A 17839-nucleotide genomic window follows, 5' to 3' on the forward strand; every position below is an offset into this window, starting at 1 on the left:
CTTGGCACACCCACGTATATCCCGGCACACCAGGCATAGCCGTTCAAGATTGAAACACACCAAGCGCGCTGCCGTTCATGGCACGGGGCTTGGTTGTGCTGATCTCCAGGCGCCCGCACGATTCGTGCCAAGCTCGCATGAAATCCACCAACAGTAAGGGTACTCAGCGCGCGCTGCGGTTTACCGATGGGTGAAGCCCACCTGAACCTCGCCAACCCCTTCGTACACAATGCGCACAGTCGCCCCCGGCAGCACCGGAAACAGTCCGACCCAGCTACCGGTGGCGATCGTGTCGCCCGCGCGCAGACCGTCGGCGTGGTGCGCGGCATGGTTGGCAAGCCACGGCAAGGCAGCCAACGGGTCACCCCATGGATGACCACCGGACTGCTTCAGCAACCCGTGGCCATCAGCCTCGAGCGATACGCCAAGCCTTGTCCAGTCGACACCCTCGGCTAGCGTCAGCGGCTCGCCCAGCACCAGAGACTGGTTCAGTTGTTGGTCGGCCAGTTGCAACAGCGCATCACCAGTCGCCTGGGCAAAACGGCTGGCACATACCTCGGTGCAGGGCAGCCAGGCGTCCACCGCTGCCCTCGCCTGTGCGAGGGTCGAACCTGCAGGCAGGTCGCGCGCCAACCGGACTGCCAGTTCAGCCTCGAATCCGAGCACCGTAGGCCGCGTCTGCCAGCCGGATGGATGAACATCGTCGTCGGCAACCGCCGCAGCACATGCCCCCGCGGACGGACTGCCACCCAACTTCCAGTGGCGCGGCCGACCCTCCTTGAACCAACCGAGCTGTTGCGCCACGAGGGCCTGTACGGCGTATGCCTGCTCTGTACTGGTCAAACGAATATCGCCGTAAACCAACTCTCCGGTCAGTCGTGCATGGCGCAGTCGTTCGGCAAATCCGGCGACTGACGAGTCGGGACTCACAGCGGCAGCTCGCTATGGCGCCGCCTCGCCATGGCCGGCGCCGGCCGGTCGCAGGGAAGAAACTGACCGCGCCCGAGAGTGCCTTGCGGCGTGCCGTCCCACACCACTTCTCCGCGCGAAAGCGTCAGCGCCGGCCAGGCCGTGAGCCGGCGACCGGCGTAAGGGGTGTAATCCACGTTGTGGTGCAACATGGCGTTGTCCAGGATCAGCTCCAGGTTTTCGTCCCAGATCACCAGATCCGCATCGCTCCCTATCGCCAGGGTCCCTTTGCGTGGATAAAGGCCGTACAGCCGGGCGGCTTGGGTCGAAGTGAGGTCGACAAATCGCTGCGGTGTGATCCGGCCCGTGCACACGCCTTCGGACCAGAGCAGCGCCATCCGTGTCTCAACGCCGGGAATACCGTTGGCAATCTGATCGAAAGACGCGTTTACGCCATGCGCACGCTTGCCGTCGGGGCCGTCGAAGCGAAATGGCGCATGGTCGGACGAGAGCACCGCGAAACTGCCATTCTCCAGGCCATCCCAGATGACCTGCTGGTTCGCGGCATCCCGCGGTGGCGGGCTGCAGATGCATTTTGCCCCTTCGAACCCCTCATCACAGCCGAGCGAGTCGGCAGTCAGGAACAGGTACTGCGGACAGGTCTCCGCGTAGATCTTCAAGCCCAGCCCTTGCGCCCGGCGAATCTGCTCGAGCGCCTCACGGCCCGACACGTGCACAATCAGAATCGGTACATCGATCAGCTCAGCCAATGCAATGGCCCGGTGGGTAGCCTCGCGCTCAACGAGCATGGGGCGCGAACTGGCATGAAAGCGCGGCGCGGTGTGCCCGGCCGCCAGCAGCTTTTCGGTGAGCCAGGCAATGCAGTCACGGTTCTCCGCATGCAGCATCACCATGGCGCCCTCACGCCGGGCCAGGCTAAGCGTGTCGAGTATCTGCCGATCATCGAGCTTCAACGCGTCGTAGGTCATGTACAGCTTGAACGAGGTGTAGCCCTCGGCAATCAGCTGCGGCAGCTCCGTTGTCAGCACTTCAGGTGTGGGATCAGTGACGATCAGATGGAAGGCATAATCGATCAGCGGTTTGCCTTCTGCGCGACGGTGATAGTCATCCACCGCCTCACGCAGGGTGCCGCCTTTTTGTTGGCAAGCGAATGGGATCACCGTCGTCGTCCCGCCACACGCCGCAGACCGCGTGCCACTAAGAAAGTCGTCGGCCATGACCGAGCCGTCGCCGGTCGGCTGATCCAGATGGATGTGGCTGTCTATCCCGCCGGGCGTAACGTGTCGACCCGCGGCGTCGATCTCGCGGGCCGCGCCCTCAAGGCCTTCGGCCATGGCCACGATGCGACCGTCGCGGATGCCGATGTCACAGGTAAAAACATCGGCCGCCGTGACAGCCTTCGCATTGCGAACGATCAGGTCAAATGGACCCATGAGCACTCCCGCGGCACGGCCGCTTGCAAGATTCAAATAGACGACAGCGGGTTAACCGCGTGACAGCCAGGCCCGAGCGATGTCCTCGCGGGTTGCGAACCAGACATCACCGTGCTGTTGGGCGTACTCGATGAAGCGTTTGATCGCACGCACGCGCCCCGGGCGTCCAACCATTCGCGGATGCAAGCCAACCGACATCATTCGCGGACCGCTGGCGGCCTCCTCGTAAAGCACGTCGAAGCTCTCACGCATGTACTCGAAAAAATCCGAAGCCTGGGCCAGGCCAGGCGAATTCCAATAGCGGAAATCATTCACGTCAGCCGTATAAGGCACGACCAGATGCTGCGTGTTATCAACCTCGACGAAATAGGGCACATCGTCGTTGTAGGCATCGGAGTCGTAGAGGAACCCGCCCTCTTCCACCACCAGGCGACGGGTGTGGATACTCGCCCCGTAGCGGCAGTACCAACCGACCGGACGCTTGCCGCAGGTGCGCTCGAACGACTCGATGGCCATGCGCATGTGCTCGCGCTCCTCGGCCTCGGTGAGGCGAAACACTTCCTCCCAACGGTAGCCATGGCTGCAGATCTCGTGACCGCCAGCCACGGCCGCGCGGGCGACCTCCGGATTTTGCTCGAATGCCAGCGCACAGGCATGAAAGGTCGAGCGCACAGAAGCCACGTCAAGCAGATCGAGAATCCTCCAGATGCCTACCCGCGAGCCGTATTCGTACATTGATTCCATGGCGAGATTACGGGTCCCGGCGGGTATGGCGTAGCTGCCCCATTCGGTCATCGTCTCCTGATCCGGATCGCCCAGAGCAAGCGACCGCTCCGAGCCCTCTTCGTAATTGATCACCAGGCTAATGGCCAGCCGGGCCCCGTTTGGCCAAGTGCCTTGAGGCCGTTGCCTGCCGTAGCCAACCAGGTCGCGACGCGGTGCAGTCATGAAAACTCCAGGGGGTGTTTGAATGTGAGCAAGCGGTTCGGCTAGCAGTCGATGTCTTCCAGGCGATCGTGGCTCAAGCCGCCCGTGCTCGATTGCCAGTCACGGAAAGCCAGGCCCATGGTCAGAGTCTGGGCAATGCAGAAGGACGCGGTCAGCGAGCGGAACCCGAGCAGCTCCGCGTCGCTGACTTCGATCACCGTTGCTGCGCTCTGGGCGATGGGGCTCAGCACGCTATCGGTAATCGCCACCAGCGGCACGCCACGGGCCGTGGCCTGGCGACAGGCTTCCACGGTGTCCTTGGCATAGGGCGGGAAGCTGATGGCAACCAGCAGATCGTCATCGGCAACCGCCCCGACCTGCTCTGCCAGCGTGCCGCCGGCACCGCTGATATGTACGGAGCGACGGCCTACCCGGCTGAGTGCGTAACTGAGGTACGCCGCCACCGGAAAGGCCCGACGCAGGCCGAGAACGAAGGTAGTGCGCGCCCGCTGAAGGTGAGCGATAGCGTCTTCGATGCTGGCCTGACCTGCGCCTTCGGCCAAGTGCTCCAACGAGACGATGTTGGCCCGGCTGAACTCACGCAGGATGCCGCCAACATCTGTCGGGTCTTCGAGCAGCTGCTCACCACCATGGTGGCGGATACGCTCGCTGTTGCGTGCATTGCCGCCCTGCAGCGGTTCACGGAACAGACGCTGCAGTTCCTTGAACCCGCCGAAGCCCAGCGTTTGCGCCAAACGGATGAACGCCGAGGAGGCGATCTCGGAACGCCGGGCAAGCTCGGCAATGGTGTTCAACGCCGCGTCGTGCGGGTTCTCCACTAGATAGCGCGCGGCGTCTCGCTGGCGCGCTGTGAGGCGATCCTGCTGGGCGGCAATCGCTTCGCGAAGTTCTGCAAGGGTCGTGGGAAGGTTCATGCAAAGCGGCTCTAGGATAAAAAAGGGCACACGCTATCAGCGCGCGGCGTCGATTGCCTGCGTCAGTGCGTCGATAAGCCGATCGATCTCTTCCAGCGTGTTGTAGTGCGCGAGTGAGACCCTAACCACGCCGCCCATCTTGTCCAGGCCAAGGTGCTCGATCAGCCGCTTCGCATAAAAATCGCCGAAGCGAATGCCAATACCATGGTGATCGACTTGCTTGACGATGGCTTCCGATTGCACGCCGTCCAAGACAAAGCTGATGGTAGGCACCCGCCCGTGCACTGTTGGCCGGCCGATGATGCGTACGTCCGAGCGTGCGCGCAGGAAGCTCAACAAGCGTTCGGCGACCCGATTTTCCTGAAGCTCGAATGCATCGAACGCGGCTTGCATCTGTTCACGCGGCGAACCCTGCACACCGAGGCGAGCGCCGATGTCCTTGAGGTACTCGCTGATGCCGATGCAGCCGTAAGCCAGCTCATAGTTGAGGTTGCCGGGCTGCAACTTGTAGGGCAGCACCGTTTTCCCAATGAAGTAATGGTTAAGGCTGGGCAACGCCAGCAGCGCCTCGCGACGCCCCCAAAGCACGGCAAAATGCGGACCGAATGTCTTGTAGAAGCTGTAGACGTAATAGTCGGCGCCACTGGCCTGCACATCCACCAGCCGATGAGGCGCATAGGCGACCGCATCCACGCACAGTTCGCCGCCGACAGCGTGCACGCGACGGGCGACATCCTCGATAGGGTTCACCGTGCCGAGAATGTTTGACGCGTGGGTCATGCTCAGCAGCCGGGTGCGATCACTCAGCAGCCCCTGCAGATCGTCCAGTTCCAACTCGCCGCTCTCGCGGTTGACTTCCCAAACCCGCAGCGTCGCGCCACGCGTTTCGCAAAGCCAGACCCAGGGCCCGATATTGGCCTCGTGGTCACAGTTGGTCACGATGATCTCATCGTCGGCCGAAATGGAAGGAGCCAGGGCGCGCGCCAGAGTTTGCAGCAGATGCGTCGTCGAACCGCCCATCACCACCTCATCGGGATGCGCAGCATTGATCAGCTCGGCGACCGCGTGGCGGGCCTGGATCACTTTGGCGCCGGCTTCGGCGGACCCTTGATAAGACGCGCCCAGTTGCACGCTGCTGGTGAGCAGGTAATCACGCACACGGTCCGCGACGCCCCGCAGCACAGCCGAGCCGCCGGCATTGTCCATGTAGGCAAAATCGGTGGCCAGGGCGGGAAATTGGCTGCGAACGTACGCGATGTCTAGCGCTGCGGCTGAATTCAAGTCGACTCTCCAGATCAATGGGGCAGGATCGCGCGCAGAAATGCCTGGGTTCGAGGCTCTTGCGGCGCGTTGAAAAAGGGCTCGGGAGCGTTCTGTTCGACGATGCGACCGCTCTCCATGAAGATCACTCGATCGGCGACCTGGCGGGCAAAGCCCATCTCGTGAGTGACCACAACCATGGTTACGCCCGAGCGTGCGAGCGTCTGCATGACATCCAGCACCTCGCCGACCATTTCAGGGTCTAGCGCCGAGGTCGGCTCGTCGAACAGGATCGCGCGCGGCTCCATCGCCATGGTGCGGGCGATAGCTACCCGCTGTTGCTGCCCGCCGGACAGCTGGGTCGGATATTTGTTGGCGTGACCGGCCATGCCGACACGCTCCAAGAGCACGTTTGCGCGTTTACGAGCATCAATGCGGGAAAGGCCGCGTACCCGCACCGGCGCCAGCGCCACGTTATCGATCACACTGAGGTGCGGGTAGAGATTGAAGTTCTGGAACACCATGCCCACCTCACTGCGCACGGCCGCGAGCCTGGGTCCGGGCTCGACACGCTCACCGGCGAAGCGGATATGGCCATGCTGGTAAACCTCCAGCAGGTTGATGCAGCGGATCAGTGTCGATTTGCCAGAGCCGGAGGGTCCCAGAATCACCACCACCTCGCCCTGCTCAATGGTCAGATCAATATCTGCCAATGCCTGAAACTTGCCGTAGAACTTGCCCAACCGTTCGACTTCGATCAATGCACTCATTCGCCTGTCCTCGCGGCCATGTTGCGCCGTTCCACCCAGCCCACCAGCTGAACCAATGGCAGTAACAGGAGCAGATACATCAGCGCAGCCCCCACCAACGGTGTCGGGTTGGCAGAAAGTGCCTGAGCCTGGGTCGCCTGCTTCAGCAGATCGGGCATTGCCACAACGGAGGCCAGAGCGGTGTCTTTCATCACGTTGATGCAGTTGCTGGTCATAGGCGGCAACACGATGCGGATCGCCTGCGGGAGGATCACATCACGCATGGTGTTGACAAAGCTCATGCCCTGCGACAAAGACGCCTCGAACTGGCCGCGAGGGATTGCCTCGATACCGGAACGGAAGATTTCCGCCGCATAGGCGCTTGATACCAGCGACAGTGCGGCGGTGGCTGCCGCGAACGAGGACAGTCGAATGCCCACGAACGGCAGCGCGTAATAGATGAGCACCAACAGCACCAGCAGCGGAATCGAGCGCAGGGTATCAATGTAGATCTTTGCCGCGATGCGCAGAGGCGAGACCCCGTAGAGCCGCACCAAAGCCAGCGCCAGGCCGCCGACCAACCCCAGCAGGATGCTGGTCAAGCCAAGCATTATGGTCACGCCCAACCCTCGCAACATCAGGGGGAGTGAGGCGACCAGGACGTTCCAGTTAAAAAACGTATCGAGCAGATCCATTTGCGGTTCCGTTGCGGGTTGTGAGCGTTAGTGCGGGACGTCAGCCACGGTCAATGTCGAGGAGCCTTCAGCCGCATTAGCGCCAAACCATTTGCTGTGCAGTTCACCCACCACGCCTTCCTTCTTCAGCGTCGAGATGATGCTGTTGACCTCCTCGGCCTTGTCCCACCCCTTGGCATGCATCATCGAATACCGCTCGCCAGTCGGGATGCGGCTGACCACGCTGAATTGCGGCTTGTCTTTGATGTAATAAAGCACCGCCGGGATGTCGCTGATGTAGCCGTCGATACGGCCCGAGCCCAGATCCAGCATCGCCGGGGAAAGGCCCTCATAGCGTGAAATCTTGGCAAAACCGTGCTCGTCCCTATGCTTCTCTGCCCACATATCGCCAGTGGAACCGGTGTCAACGCCAACCACCTTGTCCGACATCCCATCGAGCCCTTCTATTTTCGACGCAGCCAGCACCGTAAGGGACTGATCGCTGTCGTAGTAAGGCTGAGCGAAACCAACCGATTCCAGGCGTTTAGGGGTAATGGTGATCGAGGAGATCGCGATATCCACGCGCCCCGATTGCACGGCGCTGAACAAGCCGTTGAACGGCACATTGACGAATTCGACGCTCTTGCCGGCGCGCTTGGCGATCTCATTCACCAAGTCCACCTCGAAGCCAACGATCTCGCCCTTGGCGTCCTGGAACTCCCAGGGAACGTTGCCGACGTTGGCACCCACGGTCCAGTCCGCCGCCCAGGATGGCGTGGAGGCCGCCATGGTCATAGCTATTCCCGCCAGTAGCTTCGCTTTCATATCTGCCCGTCCGTTCTTTCGTTCGATGAGAGGAAAGTCGCCCCACTGGATCGATGCGACTGGAATCAGGCTAAGTGAGCGAATTAAATATTTCAAATATTATTTTTAATGAATTATTTGATCCAATTGAGGGCGGATTTTGCCCAGTTTGGTGCATAGCGAAACACCCGCCGTCCGCCCAATTGCCAATGTTTCACCCGCTTGGCATCCGCTGTTTGCGCAAAGCTGGTGCATTTTGTTGTCCGGACACGCGCAGTGTTCGAGCAGACAATCCAGGCGATGCACACCCCCCATGTCTGGAACGCGAGTCAATCGCGCGAGCGAACCACCACCCGGTCGTCGTTGGAAGCGGTGGCGTGCTGATGATCCTGTGGGCTTGCCACGGCTCCGATCATCAGCACAGCACCACTTCCCGGCATCAACGCCTCAACAACAGGAATTTCAGCGCAGCCCCGCCGTGATTTCACAGCGACGCGCGTCCCTGGCCTGCTGCAGATGCGGCGGACGGACGCCGGGGATGGGAGTGGCCACGCGAATTTTCAGGAATTCGGTGACATCCGCATTGAGCTCCCGCCCACCGCCGTAAGGGAAATTGTTGTCGTTGGCCACCAGCAAGGTGTGCGAATCCAGCGGCAGCACACTCTCGATGGTCACGTAGGGAAAGCTGAACGAACGCTGGCCATCGCCGTTGAGGTCGTCCGGGTCGGCCAGCTGCATCAGGTCGACCACCTCGGTTTTGCGCACGGTGCCGCCACTGGCGACACCGCGGATGTCGATCATGTAGATCTTCTTGAACGGCGTGCCGCTGGTGGCCGTGGCGCCGTTGCGCTCGATGACCAGAAAGCGGGTCTCGTCAATGGCTGTCATGTCGCCGATGGCGTGCTCGGGCGCCTGCAGTCGATACAAGAACAGGTTTCCGGTGTAACGCTCGCGATCGATGTCGAACTCGTTGATACGCAATGTTCCGGCAGGGTCGCCGGTGACGGTCTTCTCCAACAGCGCATACAGCCGATCACCACGCGGGTTGATCGCCATGCCTTCGAAGCCTCCCGACCCCGCCAGGTTCGCCGTCGCGTGCCCCGCCACCACGTCCTTGTGCTGCGGCGCGTAAACGCCGGGCAGTGAAATTGCACTGCGCATGACGGTGCCGGACGCATCGGTCTTGACCAGATAAGGTCCGAACTCATCGCCAAACCACATGGCGCAATGCTTGTCGCGACGCACCGACTCGACGTCCAGGTCGGCGCCTGTCAGCAGGCGACCGAACTCGATGGCACTGTCCACGTGTGGTTTGGAGCCGTCGTTGTAATAGAAACGATAATCTGCCTGGATCGGCAGCGCGAGCTTCTGGTTGATGTCGTTGAGCGTCAGACGCGAAGGATGGTTGAAGCGAGCCAGTGGTGCACCGCTGAGATAGTCGCTGGCGCTGACCTTGCCGCTGCCGCCGCTCGCCGTGCGGAAATCAGGCCGCACGCTATAGAGCCGCAACACGGTGTCTGCGGAGTTCGTCTGACCGCCGAAGCCGTTGTCGGTCATGAATATGAAGCTGTTTTGATCGGCGCCTGGCAGCACGGCGGAGAAACCCTGGACCGGCTGGCGGTCTGCATACGGCGGCGCGAAGGTCCCGTAGGGATTGGCGCTAGCCATCTGACCCGACGTCGGGCCATCGGAGAAGGTATCGGCAGGCATCATGGCCCAACCCACCAGGGTATTGCTGGCGGCCATGGCGGGGGCGGAAATCGCAGCGACAAGCGCCACGACCAGCGGCTTCGGGATTCGCATGGGGCAGTGTCTCCATCCGGTCGGAGCCCGGCGCCGCGCGACATGCTCGGCACTCTGGCACCGGAGAACCACCTTAGAAAGTCACTGTGTCAGGAATATGGCTATAGCTGAAAAATAGCCATACGGTTGGCAGTACCCGAAAAAACCACGGACCGTTAGTCACGCAACATCAACCCAGCCTGTCCTATCGCCGCGGCGCACTAGGCAGCGACCCGGGTGTGTCATTTACAGCCGCGCGAAATCTCGAGGCATCAGCAGAGCCAGGCCCGCAGCGCAACGAGATCATCTAATTTCGCGCCTGGAGCCGAACCGCTGATGAACCGAGGCAATTACAGGCGCATAACCTGGACCGAAGGTCACCGCAACGGCTTGATAGTGCCCTCAAATGGGGACCACTAAAGACTGCCGCACCATTGCAGCTCATCCCGACGCCCCATGAGAACTCTGCTGCCCGGTGACAGCGACGTTAACCACACGTCTCAACGGCCCGCCTGCTCAAGGGTTCTGACCTTCCAACGGTGATCAGGCAGGAATGGCACGCAACCTGCTATGGCCTATGTAACGCCTGCCGATTGATTCGGCAGCGCATCCCGAGGTCAGCGTAGACCCTCAGCCGTAAACGGCACGGGACGGGTGCAGCGGGCAACGTCGCTCGAATATCACCTCCACAACACTTAATTTCCAGGCAAAGGCGCCTGGAGCTGCTCGACAGCTCCAGGCGCCTTTTTTGTTTTTGTACGACGACACGCACGCGGTGTCGACGGAGGAACCGGTCATGAACGCAATCGTCACCCCGCTCAAAAGTGAAACGCTGGTCGTCATCGGCAACGGGATGGTGGGCCACCACTGCGTCGAGCAACTGGTCGAGCGCGGCGCGCTGGGCCAGTACCAGATTCATGTGTATGGCGAAGAACGCCAGCGCGCCTATGACCGTGTTCATCTCTCCGAGTACTTCGGGGGGCGCGATGCCGACTCCCTGGCCATGTGTGAAGCCGACTACTACGCCACTCACGGCGTGCACATGCACCTCGGCTTGCAGGTGCTGGAGATCGACCGCGAGCGCAAGGAAGTGGTCACAAGCGAAGGCCGCCAGGCGTACGACAAACTGATCCTGGCGACCGGCTCCTACCCGTTCGTACCGCCGATTCCGGGCGCCGAAGGCAACTCGCGCCTGGTTTACCGCACCCTTGATGATCTGGATGCAATCCGTGCTGCGGCCAGCAATGCCAAGCGCGGCGTCGTGGTTGGTGGCGGGCTGCTCGGCCTGGAAGCGGCCAACGCGCTCAAGTCGCTCGGCCTCGAAGCCCATGTGGTCGAGTTCGCCCCGCGCCTGATGCCGGTGCAGCTCGATGAAGAAGGTGGCAAGGCACTCAAGGCCCGCATCGAGGCGCTGGGCGTCGGCGTGCACCTGTCCCGCGCCACTCAGGAAATCATCGTCGGCGAGGAATACGCCTACCGGATGAACTTCCAGGACGGTGCTGATGGTAGACGTGAGTATCTGGAAACCGACCTGATCGTTTTCTCTGCCGGCATCCGCCCGCAGGATGCGCTGGGCCGCAGCGCCGAATTGGACATCGCGCCGCGCGGCGGCGTGATGATCGACAGCGACTACCGCACCAGCGATCCCTCGATCTTCGCCATCGGTGAGTGTGCGTCCTGGAATGGCATGGTCTTCGGCCTGGTCGCGCCCGGCTACACCATGGCGCGTAACCTCGCCGCCCTGCTCTGCGGCGAACCGCACCAGCCGTTCAGCGGCGCGGACATGTCGACCAAGCTCAAGCTGCTCGGCGTCGATGTCGGCTCCATCGGCGATGCCCATGCCGCCTCGCCTGGCGCCAAGAGCTACCGCTTCATCGATGAAGCCAATGCCAGCTACCGGCGTTTGGTGCTGTCCGAAGACGGCAAGCGCGTCATCGGTGCCGTACTGATCGGCGACAACAGCTACTACGACACCCTGCTGCAATACGCACAGAACGGCATCAAGCTGCCGGCAGACCCGTCCAGCCTGATACTGCCGCTGTCCGATGGGGCGCCCACACTGGGCGCGGACGCGCTCCCCGACACGGCCACTCTTTGCTCATGCCACAACGTCACCAAGGGCGCGGTGTGCTGCCAAGTCGACGCTGGCATTACCGACCTCGGCGAGCTGAAGGCCGCGACCAAGGCCGGCACCGGCTGCGGGGGTTGCAGCGCGCTGCTCAAGCAAGTCTTCGAGCACGAGCTGACCGCACGCGGCGTCGAAGTCGACAAGAGCCTGTGCGAGCATTTCGCCCACACCCGCCAGGCGCTATACGGGATCGTGCGCGTCGAAGGCATCATCAGTTTCAACGAGCTGCTCGCCAAACACGGCCGCGGCCACACCGGTTGCGACATCTGCAAGCCGGCCGTTGGCTCGATTCTCGCCTCTTGCTGGAACCAGCCGATCACTGACCCAGGGCTGATTCCGCTGCAGGACACCAACGACACCTTCATGGCGAACATGCAAAAGAACGGCACCTACTCGGTGGTGCCGCGCATCGCCGGTGGCGAAATAACCCCGGACAAGCTGATCGCCCTCGGGGCAGTTGCCAAGAAATATGACCTTTACACCAAGATTACCGGTGGCCAGCGCATCGACCTGTTCGGCGCGCAGCTGCACGAACTGCCGGACATCTGGGGCGAGCTGATCGAAGCAGGCTTCGAAACCGGACACGCCTACGGCAAGTCGCTACGCACAGTGAAGTCCTGTGTCGGCAGCACCTGGTGCCGCTACGGCGTGCAGGACAGCGTCGGCATGGCGCTGCGTCTGGAGGACCGCTACAAGGGCCTGCGCTCGCCGCACAAGATCAAGTTTGGCGTTTCCGGTTGCACCCGCGAATGCGCTGAGGCGCAGAGCAAGGACATCGGCGTCATTGCCACCGAGAACGGCTGGAACCTGTATGTCGCAGGCAACGGCGGCATGCGCCCGCGCCACGCCGAACTGTTCGCCACCGATCTCGATGACGAAACCCTGGTGCGCTACATCGACCGTTTCCTGATGTTCTACATCCGCACCGCAGACAAGCTGCAACGCACCTCGGTGTGGCGCGAGTCGCTGGAAGGCGGCCTGGACTACCTCAAAGAAGTGGTCATTGACGACAGCCTGAACCTCGCCGCCGAACTGGAAGCGCAGATGCAGCAGGTGGTCGACCGCTACGAGTGCGAGTGGGCGAATGCCATCAAGGACCCGGAAAAGCTCAAGCGCTTCCGCACCTTTATCAACGATCAGCGCGGCGACCCGGACGTGCACTTCGTCAGGGAGCGCGGCCAGCGCCGGCCGGTACATGCACACGAACTTCACCTGATTCCCGTCACCGAGGAGGTGCTCTGATGAGCCAGCCCAACGCCGTACGTATTGATTCCGCTCAATCCGCCAGTTGGCGAGCCCTGTGCAGCCGCCGCGATCTGGTGGCCAATTCAGGGGTGGTCGCCTGGCTCGAGGGTGAACAGGTGGCGCTGTTCCACCTCCCCGATACCGAGGCTGGCGAACAGATCTTCGCCATCTCGAACAAGGACCCGAAATCGGGCGCCAATGTCATCGGTCGCGGCATCCTGGGGCAACTCAAAGGTGACCTGGTGATTGCTTCGCCCCTGTACAAGCAGCACTTCCGCCTGGCCGATGGGAGCTGTCTGGAATACCCGGAACAGCAATTGCAGGTGTGGCCAGCGCGCCTCAACGGCGATGCCGTGGAGATAGCTGCGGTCTGACCGCGGCCCGGCACAACGAGTAGCGATACGCCAACAGCAGGATGACCTGCTTTGCCAACACAACCAGAGACCTTAAAAATGTCCTACATCGTCCCTTCTGAATTCGTCACCAAGATGGTTGACGCCGGTGAATCCAAGATCTTCATGTCCACCCGCGACACGCTGATCCGTGCCTTCATGGCCGGTGCCATCCTGGCGCTGGCTGCGGTATTCGCCGTGACCATTACCGTGCAGACCGGCTCGCCGCTGGTGGGCGCCATGCTGTTCCCGGTCGGTTTCGTCATGCTTTACCTGATGGGCTTCGACCTGCTCACCGGCGTCTTCGTCCTCGCCCCGCTCGCGTTGCTGGACAAGCGCCCGGGCGTGACCGTCAACGGCGTGCTGCGCAACTGGGGCCTGGTGTTTCTGGGTAACTTCGGCGGAGCGCTGACGGTGGCCTTCATGATGGCCTTTGTCTTCACCATGGGTTTCTCCACCGACCCGGGCCCGGTCGGCGAAAAGATCTCCCATGTGGGTGAGGCGCGTACGCTGGGTTACGCCGAGTTCGGTGCCGCTGGCTGGTTCACCATCTTCCTGCGCGGGATGCTGTGCAACTGGATGGTCTCCATGGGCGTGGTCGGCGCAATGATTTCCACCTCGGTCAGCGGCAAGGTCATTGCCATGTGGATGCCGATCATGCTGTTCTTCTTCATGGGCTTCGAGCACTCGGTAGTGAACATGTTCCTGTTCCCTTCGGCGATGATCATGGGCGGCAACTTCTCGATCATGGATTACATGGTGTGGAACGAAATCCCGACGGCTCTGGGCAACCTGGTCGGCGGTCTGGCCTTCACCGGTCTGACCCTCTACACCACTCACGTGCGGACTGCACCGAAGCGCGCCCTGGTTCGCTGATCGGTTGTGAACCCCGGGCAGCCGGGGTTCACTGCATCTAATGAGCAGTCAACTCAAGGTTTCGGTGGGCCAACACACCGACAAGGGCATCAAGGAAACCAATCAGGATTTCCACGGCGTCTACATTCCCAAGGAACCTCAACTGAGCAGCAAGGGCATCGCCATCGCCCTGGCTGATGGCATCAGCAGCAGCGCCGTCAGCCACATTGCCAGCGAGTCAGCGGTCAGCGGCTTTTTCGCTGACTACTACTGCACGTCCGACGCCTGGTCAGTGAAAACCTCGGCGCAACGAGTGCTGATGGCAACCAATTCCTGGCTGCACTCACAGGGGCAACAGAGCCCCTATCGCTTCGATCCGGATCGTGGCTACGTCTGTACCTTCAGCGCCATGGTCATCAAGTCGACCACCGCGCATCTCTTTCATGCGGGCGATTCACGCATCTACCGCGTACAGGGCGCTACGCTCGAGCAGCTGACCAATGACCACCGCATGTGGGTCTCGGAAGACAAGAGCTACTTGAGCCGAGCGCTGGGCATTCACCCGCAGCTGGACCTGGACTACCGCGCCGAACCGGTCGACGTGGGCGACACCTTTATCCTCGCCACCGATGGCGTGTACGAGTACGTCAGCGCGCCGTCGATGCTCGGCGCCATCGCTCACTACGCGGATGATCTGGACGCAGCCGCACGGGCCATCGTCGCCCAAGCGCTGGAACAGGGCAGCGACGACAACCTGACGGTGCAAATCCTGCGTATTGACACGCTGCCGTTGCAGGCTGCCGACGAACTCTTGCAACAGCTGACGGAGCTGCCCTTCCCGCCCATTCTCGAGGCGCGAGCCGCGTTCGACGGCTACACCATCGTGAGAGAAGTGCACGCCAGCAGCCGCAGCCATGTGTACCTCGCCACCGATGATGAAAGCCACGCAACGGTCATCATCAAGACGCCCTCGATGGACCTGCGGCGGGACGTGCAGTACCTGGAACGTTTTCTCACGGAGGACTGGGTGGCACGACGCATTAATAGTGCACACGTAGCCAAGCCGTGCCTGCAGACGCGCAAGCGCAGCTACCTCTACAGCGTGAGTGAATACATCGAAGGCCAGACGCTGGCGCAATGGATGATCGACAATCCGAGCCCCGACCTGGAAACGGTGCGCGGCATCGTCGAGCAGATTGCCAAGGGGGTTCGTGCCTTTCACCGGCTGGAAATGCTGCATCAGGATCTGCGCCCGGCCAACATCATGATCGACGCCACCGGCACGGTGAAAATCATCGACTTCGGTTCCACACGCGTGGCCGGCATCATGGAAGTGGCGACGCCCATCGAGCGCAACGAGTTGCTGGGTACAGCCCAGTACACCGCGCCGGAATACTTCCTCGGCGAGAGCGGCAGCCCCCGCTCCGACCTGTTTTCACTGGCGGTGATCACCTACCAGATGCTGACCGGCGCCCTACCCTACGGCACCCAAGTTGCCAGCTGCCGCACCCGCGCCGCACAGAACAAACTCAGCTATCAACCGATCCGCGAGCACGACCGCGGCGTACCGGCTTGGATCGATGACGTGCTGCGCAAGGCGTTGCATCCGGACCCGTACAAGCGCTACGAGGATCTGTCCGAGTTCGTCTTCGAGCTGCGCCAGCCAAATCAGGCTTTTCTGAACAAGGCGCGCGCGCCGCTTCTGGAGCGCAACCCGGTGCTGTTCTGGAAAGGCATGTCGTTGCTGCTGATGATCGCCGTGATCGTGCTGCTGGCTCGTTGAACAGCGGCATCAATCCGGGCGTTGCGGCGCATAGACATTGAGTGCTGGATCGGTGATGCCGTCTTTCGAAGGGTCGAGATTCCAGCGCAGCTGCGTTACCAGCTCCTCACAGTTCTCGCCGCGCTGCTGCCAGTGGTCAAAGACCAATTTGAGCGCATGCTGCGCCTCCTCAGCACCCAGCTCGCCGTCGGCCCAGCGCGACGTGATGTCCTGCGCTTTCTGCAAGAGAGATACCGATGTGATGGGCGATTCCATTTTGGGATTACCTGCAGCTGATGCGGTTATCCGTTGGAGTTCAGCAGCGCCAGCAAATTCGCCAGGAACATATGTTGATCCGCGCTCAGACAGTCGAAGTGCTCTAGCGGCAAGGGATGTCATCCGCCCTGGCTAGGACCTGCCATATAGCGATGCTGGACACGCCGCCTGCACATATCCGTGAAAATTTAATGAACCCCAGGGGCTTCCCGCTGTCAGTCCTGTCTGCAGAACCACAGGGGCCAATGGCTCCATTCTGGGAGAAAACATCCTCCCACTTACGATCGGCACTTCCGGAACGCCTGCTGTTCGACTCATCGAAACACGCAACTGGCGTACTTCGTCAGCCCGGAATTCCGCTTATGTTTCGGCCCGTTCACCGGGGCCTCCATTTTTGCCAGCGCGAACACTATCCCATGTCCCTATCTCGTCATCTCATTGCACTCTTGTCCCGAATGTCCTGGTCCGGTGCTCAGCGCCGCGCTTTCAACACGGGTCTGCTCGGTACGCTGCTAGCCGTCACCGCGCCAACCCAAGCCCAGGAGGCGGCCAATGATCGCTGGGTCAGCGACACGCTCACCACCTACGTGCGCAGCGGCCCAACCGACGGCTACCGTATTGTCGGCAGTCTCACGTCCGGCCAGAAAGTCGAGCTGCTGGAAACCAGCGGCGACTACAGCCAGGTCCGCGGCGAAAATGGCGACCGGGTGTGGATCCGCAGTAGCGATCTGCAGGAGGTTCCGGGTCAGGCCGAGCGCTTGCCGCAGCTTGAGCAACAAGTCGCCGAACTCAGCGAAGAGCTGAAAACCATTGACGACTCGTGGAAAACCCGCGTCAAGGGAATGCAGGAGACTCTGGATTCGCGCAAAGCGCTAATAGATGAGCTGGAAGCACGCCGCCTGGCCCTGGACGAAGCCCTCACAGCCACCGAATCGGAATTGCGTGACGCCCAGGCGCGATTAGGCGACGAAAACAATCAGGTGCTGATGCGCTACATGGTGTATGGCGGCAGCATCGCCGGTGCGGGGCTGCTGGTCGGCCTGATCCTCCCAGCCATGACCCGTGGCCGCAAGCGCAACGACCGCTGGTTCTGAAGACCTGAACCGAGCTGTGTTCAGCTCGGTTCGGATCGGACGAACTAAATGAAGGTCCAGGCCGCGCCTGAGCGGCACGCCGCATCCGCTGCTCCGGCGCCCTCGGTCGGCCCAGCGGAAAACCCTGCAGCGTTTCGCCATCAAGGTTGGTGAGAAACACCTGCCGCGCGGCCGTTCCCACGTATTCCGCCACCACTTACAAGCCCAGCGCTTAGACAATCTCGATAATCCCCGAATTTCGTTGCCAGCGCTCATCTTCTTGACGAATGAAGAGTTGACTTTCAACTTGTTGGCCGTGAAACGCTTGAGATAGAGCCGGCTAAAACCGGAACCGAAGTCATCGGCATAGGAAGCGGCAGACGGAACGCCAGCATGCCAATGAACTGCATCGGTAACCCGGCAGCTTAAGCAGCCGCCTCGACCGACCGTCACGTTGACGAGCACGAACTTGATCAAACAGAAGACTTGAGGCCAAATACGCGCACTTTGCAATGTGCGAAGGTCAAGACGTGCGTGCCGAAATGCGCATGCAGCCCCCCTACTTCCTCGTTGAGCGTGGTCGGTCATTTCGCGAACCGCTCCGCTCGACAGCA

General features: G+C 61.5%; 16 protein-coding genes. 6 read left to right on the forward strand and 10 right to left on the reverse strand.

Annotated features, from left to right (window positions below):
* Positions 1–180: 180 nt before the first annotated feature.
* The 8 genes from AAGW23_RS12425 to AAGW23_RS12460 are packed head-to-tail and all read right to left on the reverse strand — an operon-like array spanning position 181 to position 7733.
* Complete coding sequence (locus AAGW23_RS12425; protein ID WP_342406794.1) at positions 181–930, reverse strand: fumarylacetoacetate hydrolase family protein; 750 nt, start codon at positions 928–930, stop codon at positions 181–183.
* On the reverse strand, positions 927–2363 hold the full coding sequence (gene hydA, locus AAGW23_RS12430) for a dihydropyrimidinase (RefSeq protein ID WP_342406795.1): 1437 nt from the start codon (positions 2361–2363) through the stop codon (positions 927–929). The genes AAGW23_RS12425 and hydA overlap by 4 nt, the downstream gene beginning before the upstream one ends.
* Positions 2364–2414: 51 nt before the next feature.
* A complete protein-coding gene (locus AAGW23_RS12435) occupies positions 2415–3311 on the reverse strand; it encodes an allantoinase PuuE (protein WP_342406796.1) in 897 nt (298 codons plus the stop codon).
* Positions 3312–3352: 41 nt separating this feature from the next.
* Positions 3353–4225: a MurR/RpiR family transcriptional regulator gene (locus AAGW23_RS12440; protein ID WP_342406797.1), complete on the reverse strand. Its 873-nt coding sequence runs from the start codon at positions 4223–4225 to the stop codon at positions 3353–3355.
* A 36-nt stretch (positions 4226–4261) separates the two neighbouring features.
* Positions 4262–5506 (reverse strand): cysteine desulfurase-like protein, encoded by a 1245-nt coding sequence (locus tag AAGW23_RS12445; protein ID WP_342406798.1) that lies wholly within the window; start codon positions 5504–5506, stop codon positions 4262–4264.
* A 14-nt stretch (positions 5507–5520) separates the two neighbouring features.
* On the reverse strand, positions 5521–6255 hold the full coding sequence (locus AAGW23_RS12450; protein ID WP_342406799.1) for an amino acid ABC transporter ATP-binding protein: 735 nt from the start codon (positions 6253–6255) through the stop codon (positions 5521–5523).
* On the reverse strand, positions 6252–6929 hold the full coding sequence (locus AAGW23_RS12455; RefSeq protein ID WP_342406800.1) for an amino acid ABC transporter permease: 678 nt from the start codon (positions 6927–6929) through the stop codon (positions 6252–6254). Before AAGW23_RS12455 ends, AAGW23_RS12450 begins: the two co-directional genes overlap by 4 nt.
* 27 nt (positions 6930–6956) lie before the next feature.
* Positions 6957–7733 carry a transporter substrate-binding domain-containing protein gene (locus tag AAGW23_RS12460; protein WP_342406801.1) on the reverse strand — a complete coding sequence of 259 codons (777 nt, stop codon included), beginning with the start codon at positions 7731–7733 and terminating at the stop codon, positions 6957–6959.
* 74 nt (positions 7734–7807) lie between these two features.
* Between AAGW23_RS12460 and AAGW23_RS12465 the strand changes: the two genes are divergently transcribed.
* Complete coding sequence (locus tag AAGW23_RS12465; protein WP_342406802.1) at positions 7808–8194, forward strand: hypothetical protein; 387 nt, start codon at positions 7808–7810, stop codon at positions 8192–8194.
* Here AAGW23_RS12465 and AAGW23_RS12470 read toward each other — a convergent pair.
* Positions 8175–9515, reverse strand: coding sequence for an esterase-like activity of phytase family protein (locus AAGW23_RS12470; protein ID WP_342406803.1), 1341 nt, complete (start codon positions 9513–9515; stop codon positions 8175–8177). The genes AAGW23_RS12465 and AAGW23_RS12470 overlap by 20 nt on opposite strands.
* 775 nt (positions 9516–10290) lie before the next feature.
* On the opposite strand from AAGW23_RS12470, the gene nirB reads away from it, so the two are divergent.
* The 4 genes from nirB (at position 10291) to AAGW23_RS12490 (ending at position 15897) form a co-directional block, all read left to right on the forward strand.
* Complete coding sequence (gene nirB, locus AAGW23_RS12475; protein ID WP_342406804.1) at positions 10291–12864, forward strand: nitrite reductase large subunit NirB; 2574 nt, start codon at positions 10291–10293, stop codon at positions 12862–12864.
* Positions 12864–13241 (forward strand): nitrite reductase small subunit NirD, encoded by a 378-nt coding sequence (gene nirD / locus AAGW23_RS12480; RefSeq protein ID WP_342406805.1) that lies wholly within the window; start codon positions 12864–12866, stop codon positions 13239–13241. The genes nirB and nirD overlap by 1 nt, the downstream gene beginning before the upstream one ends.
* A gap of 78 nt (positions 13242–13319) precedes the next feature.
* Positions 13320–14135, forward strand: a complete 816-nt coding sequence (locus AAGW23_RS12485; protein ID WP_342406806.1) for a formate/nitrite transporter family protein — start codon at positions 13320–13322, stop codon at positions 14133–14135.
* 40 nt (positions 14136–14175) lie between these two features.
* Positions 14176–15897, forward strand: coding sequence for a bifunctional protein-serine/threonine kinase/phosphatase (locus AAGW23_RS12490; protein ID WP_342406807.1), 1722 nt, complete (start codon positions 14176–14178; stop codon positions 15895–15897).
* 9 nt (positions 15898–15906) lie between these two features.
* Here the strand turns inward: AAGW23_RS12490 and AAGW23_RS12495 are convergent, their stop codons facing one another.
* Entirely contained in the window at positions 15907–16152 is a 246-nt protein-coding gene (locus AAGW23_RS12495; protein ID WP_342406808.1) for a hypothetical protein, read from the reverse strand.
* A gap of 416 nt (positions 16153–16568) precedes the next feature.
* Here AAGW23_RS12495 and AAGW23_RS12500 point away from each other — a divergent pair, with 416 nt between their 5' ends.
* Positions 16569–17246, forward strand: coding sequence for a TIGR04211 family SH3 domain-containing protein (locus AAGW23_RS12500; protein WP_425540828.1), 678 nt, complete (start codon positions 16569–16571; stop codon positions 17244–17246).
* The last annotated feature ends 593 nt before the right edge of the window (positions 17247–17839 follow it).

The sequence above is a fragment of the Stutzerimonas chloritidismutans genome (genome assembly GCF_038562055.1).
Taxonomy (GTDB): domain Bacteria; phylum Pseudomonadota; class Gammaproteobacteria; order Pseudomonadales; family Pseudomonadaceae; genus Stutzerimonas; species Stutzerimonas chloritidismutans_A.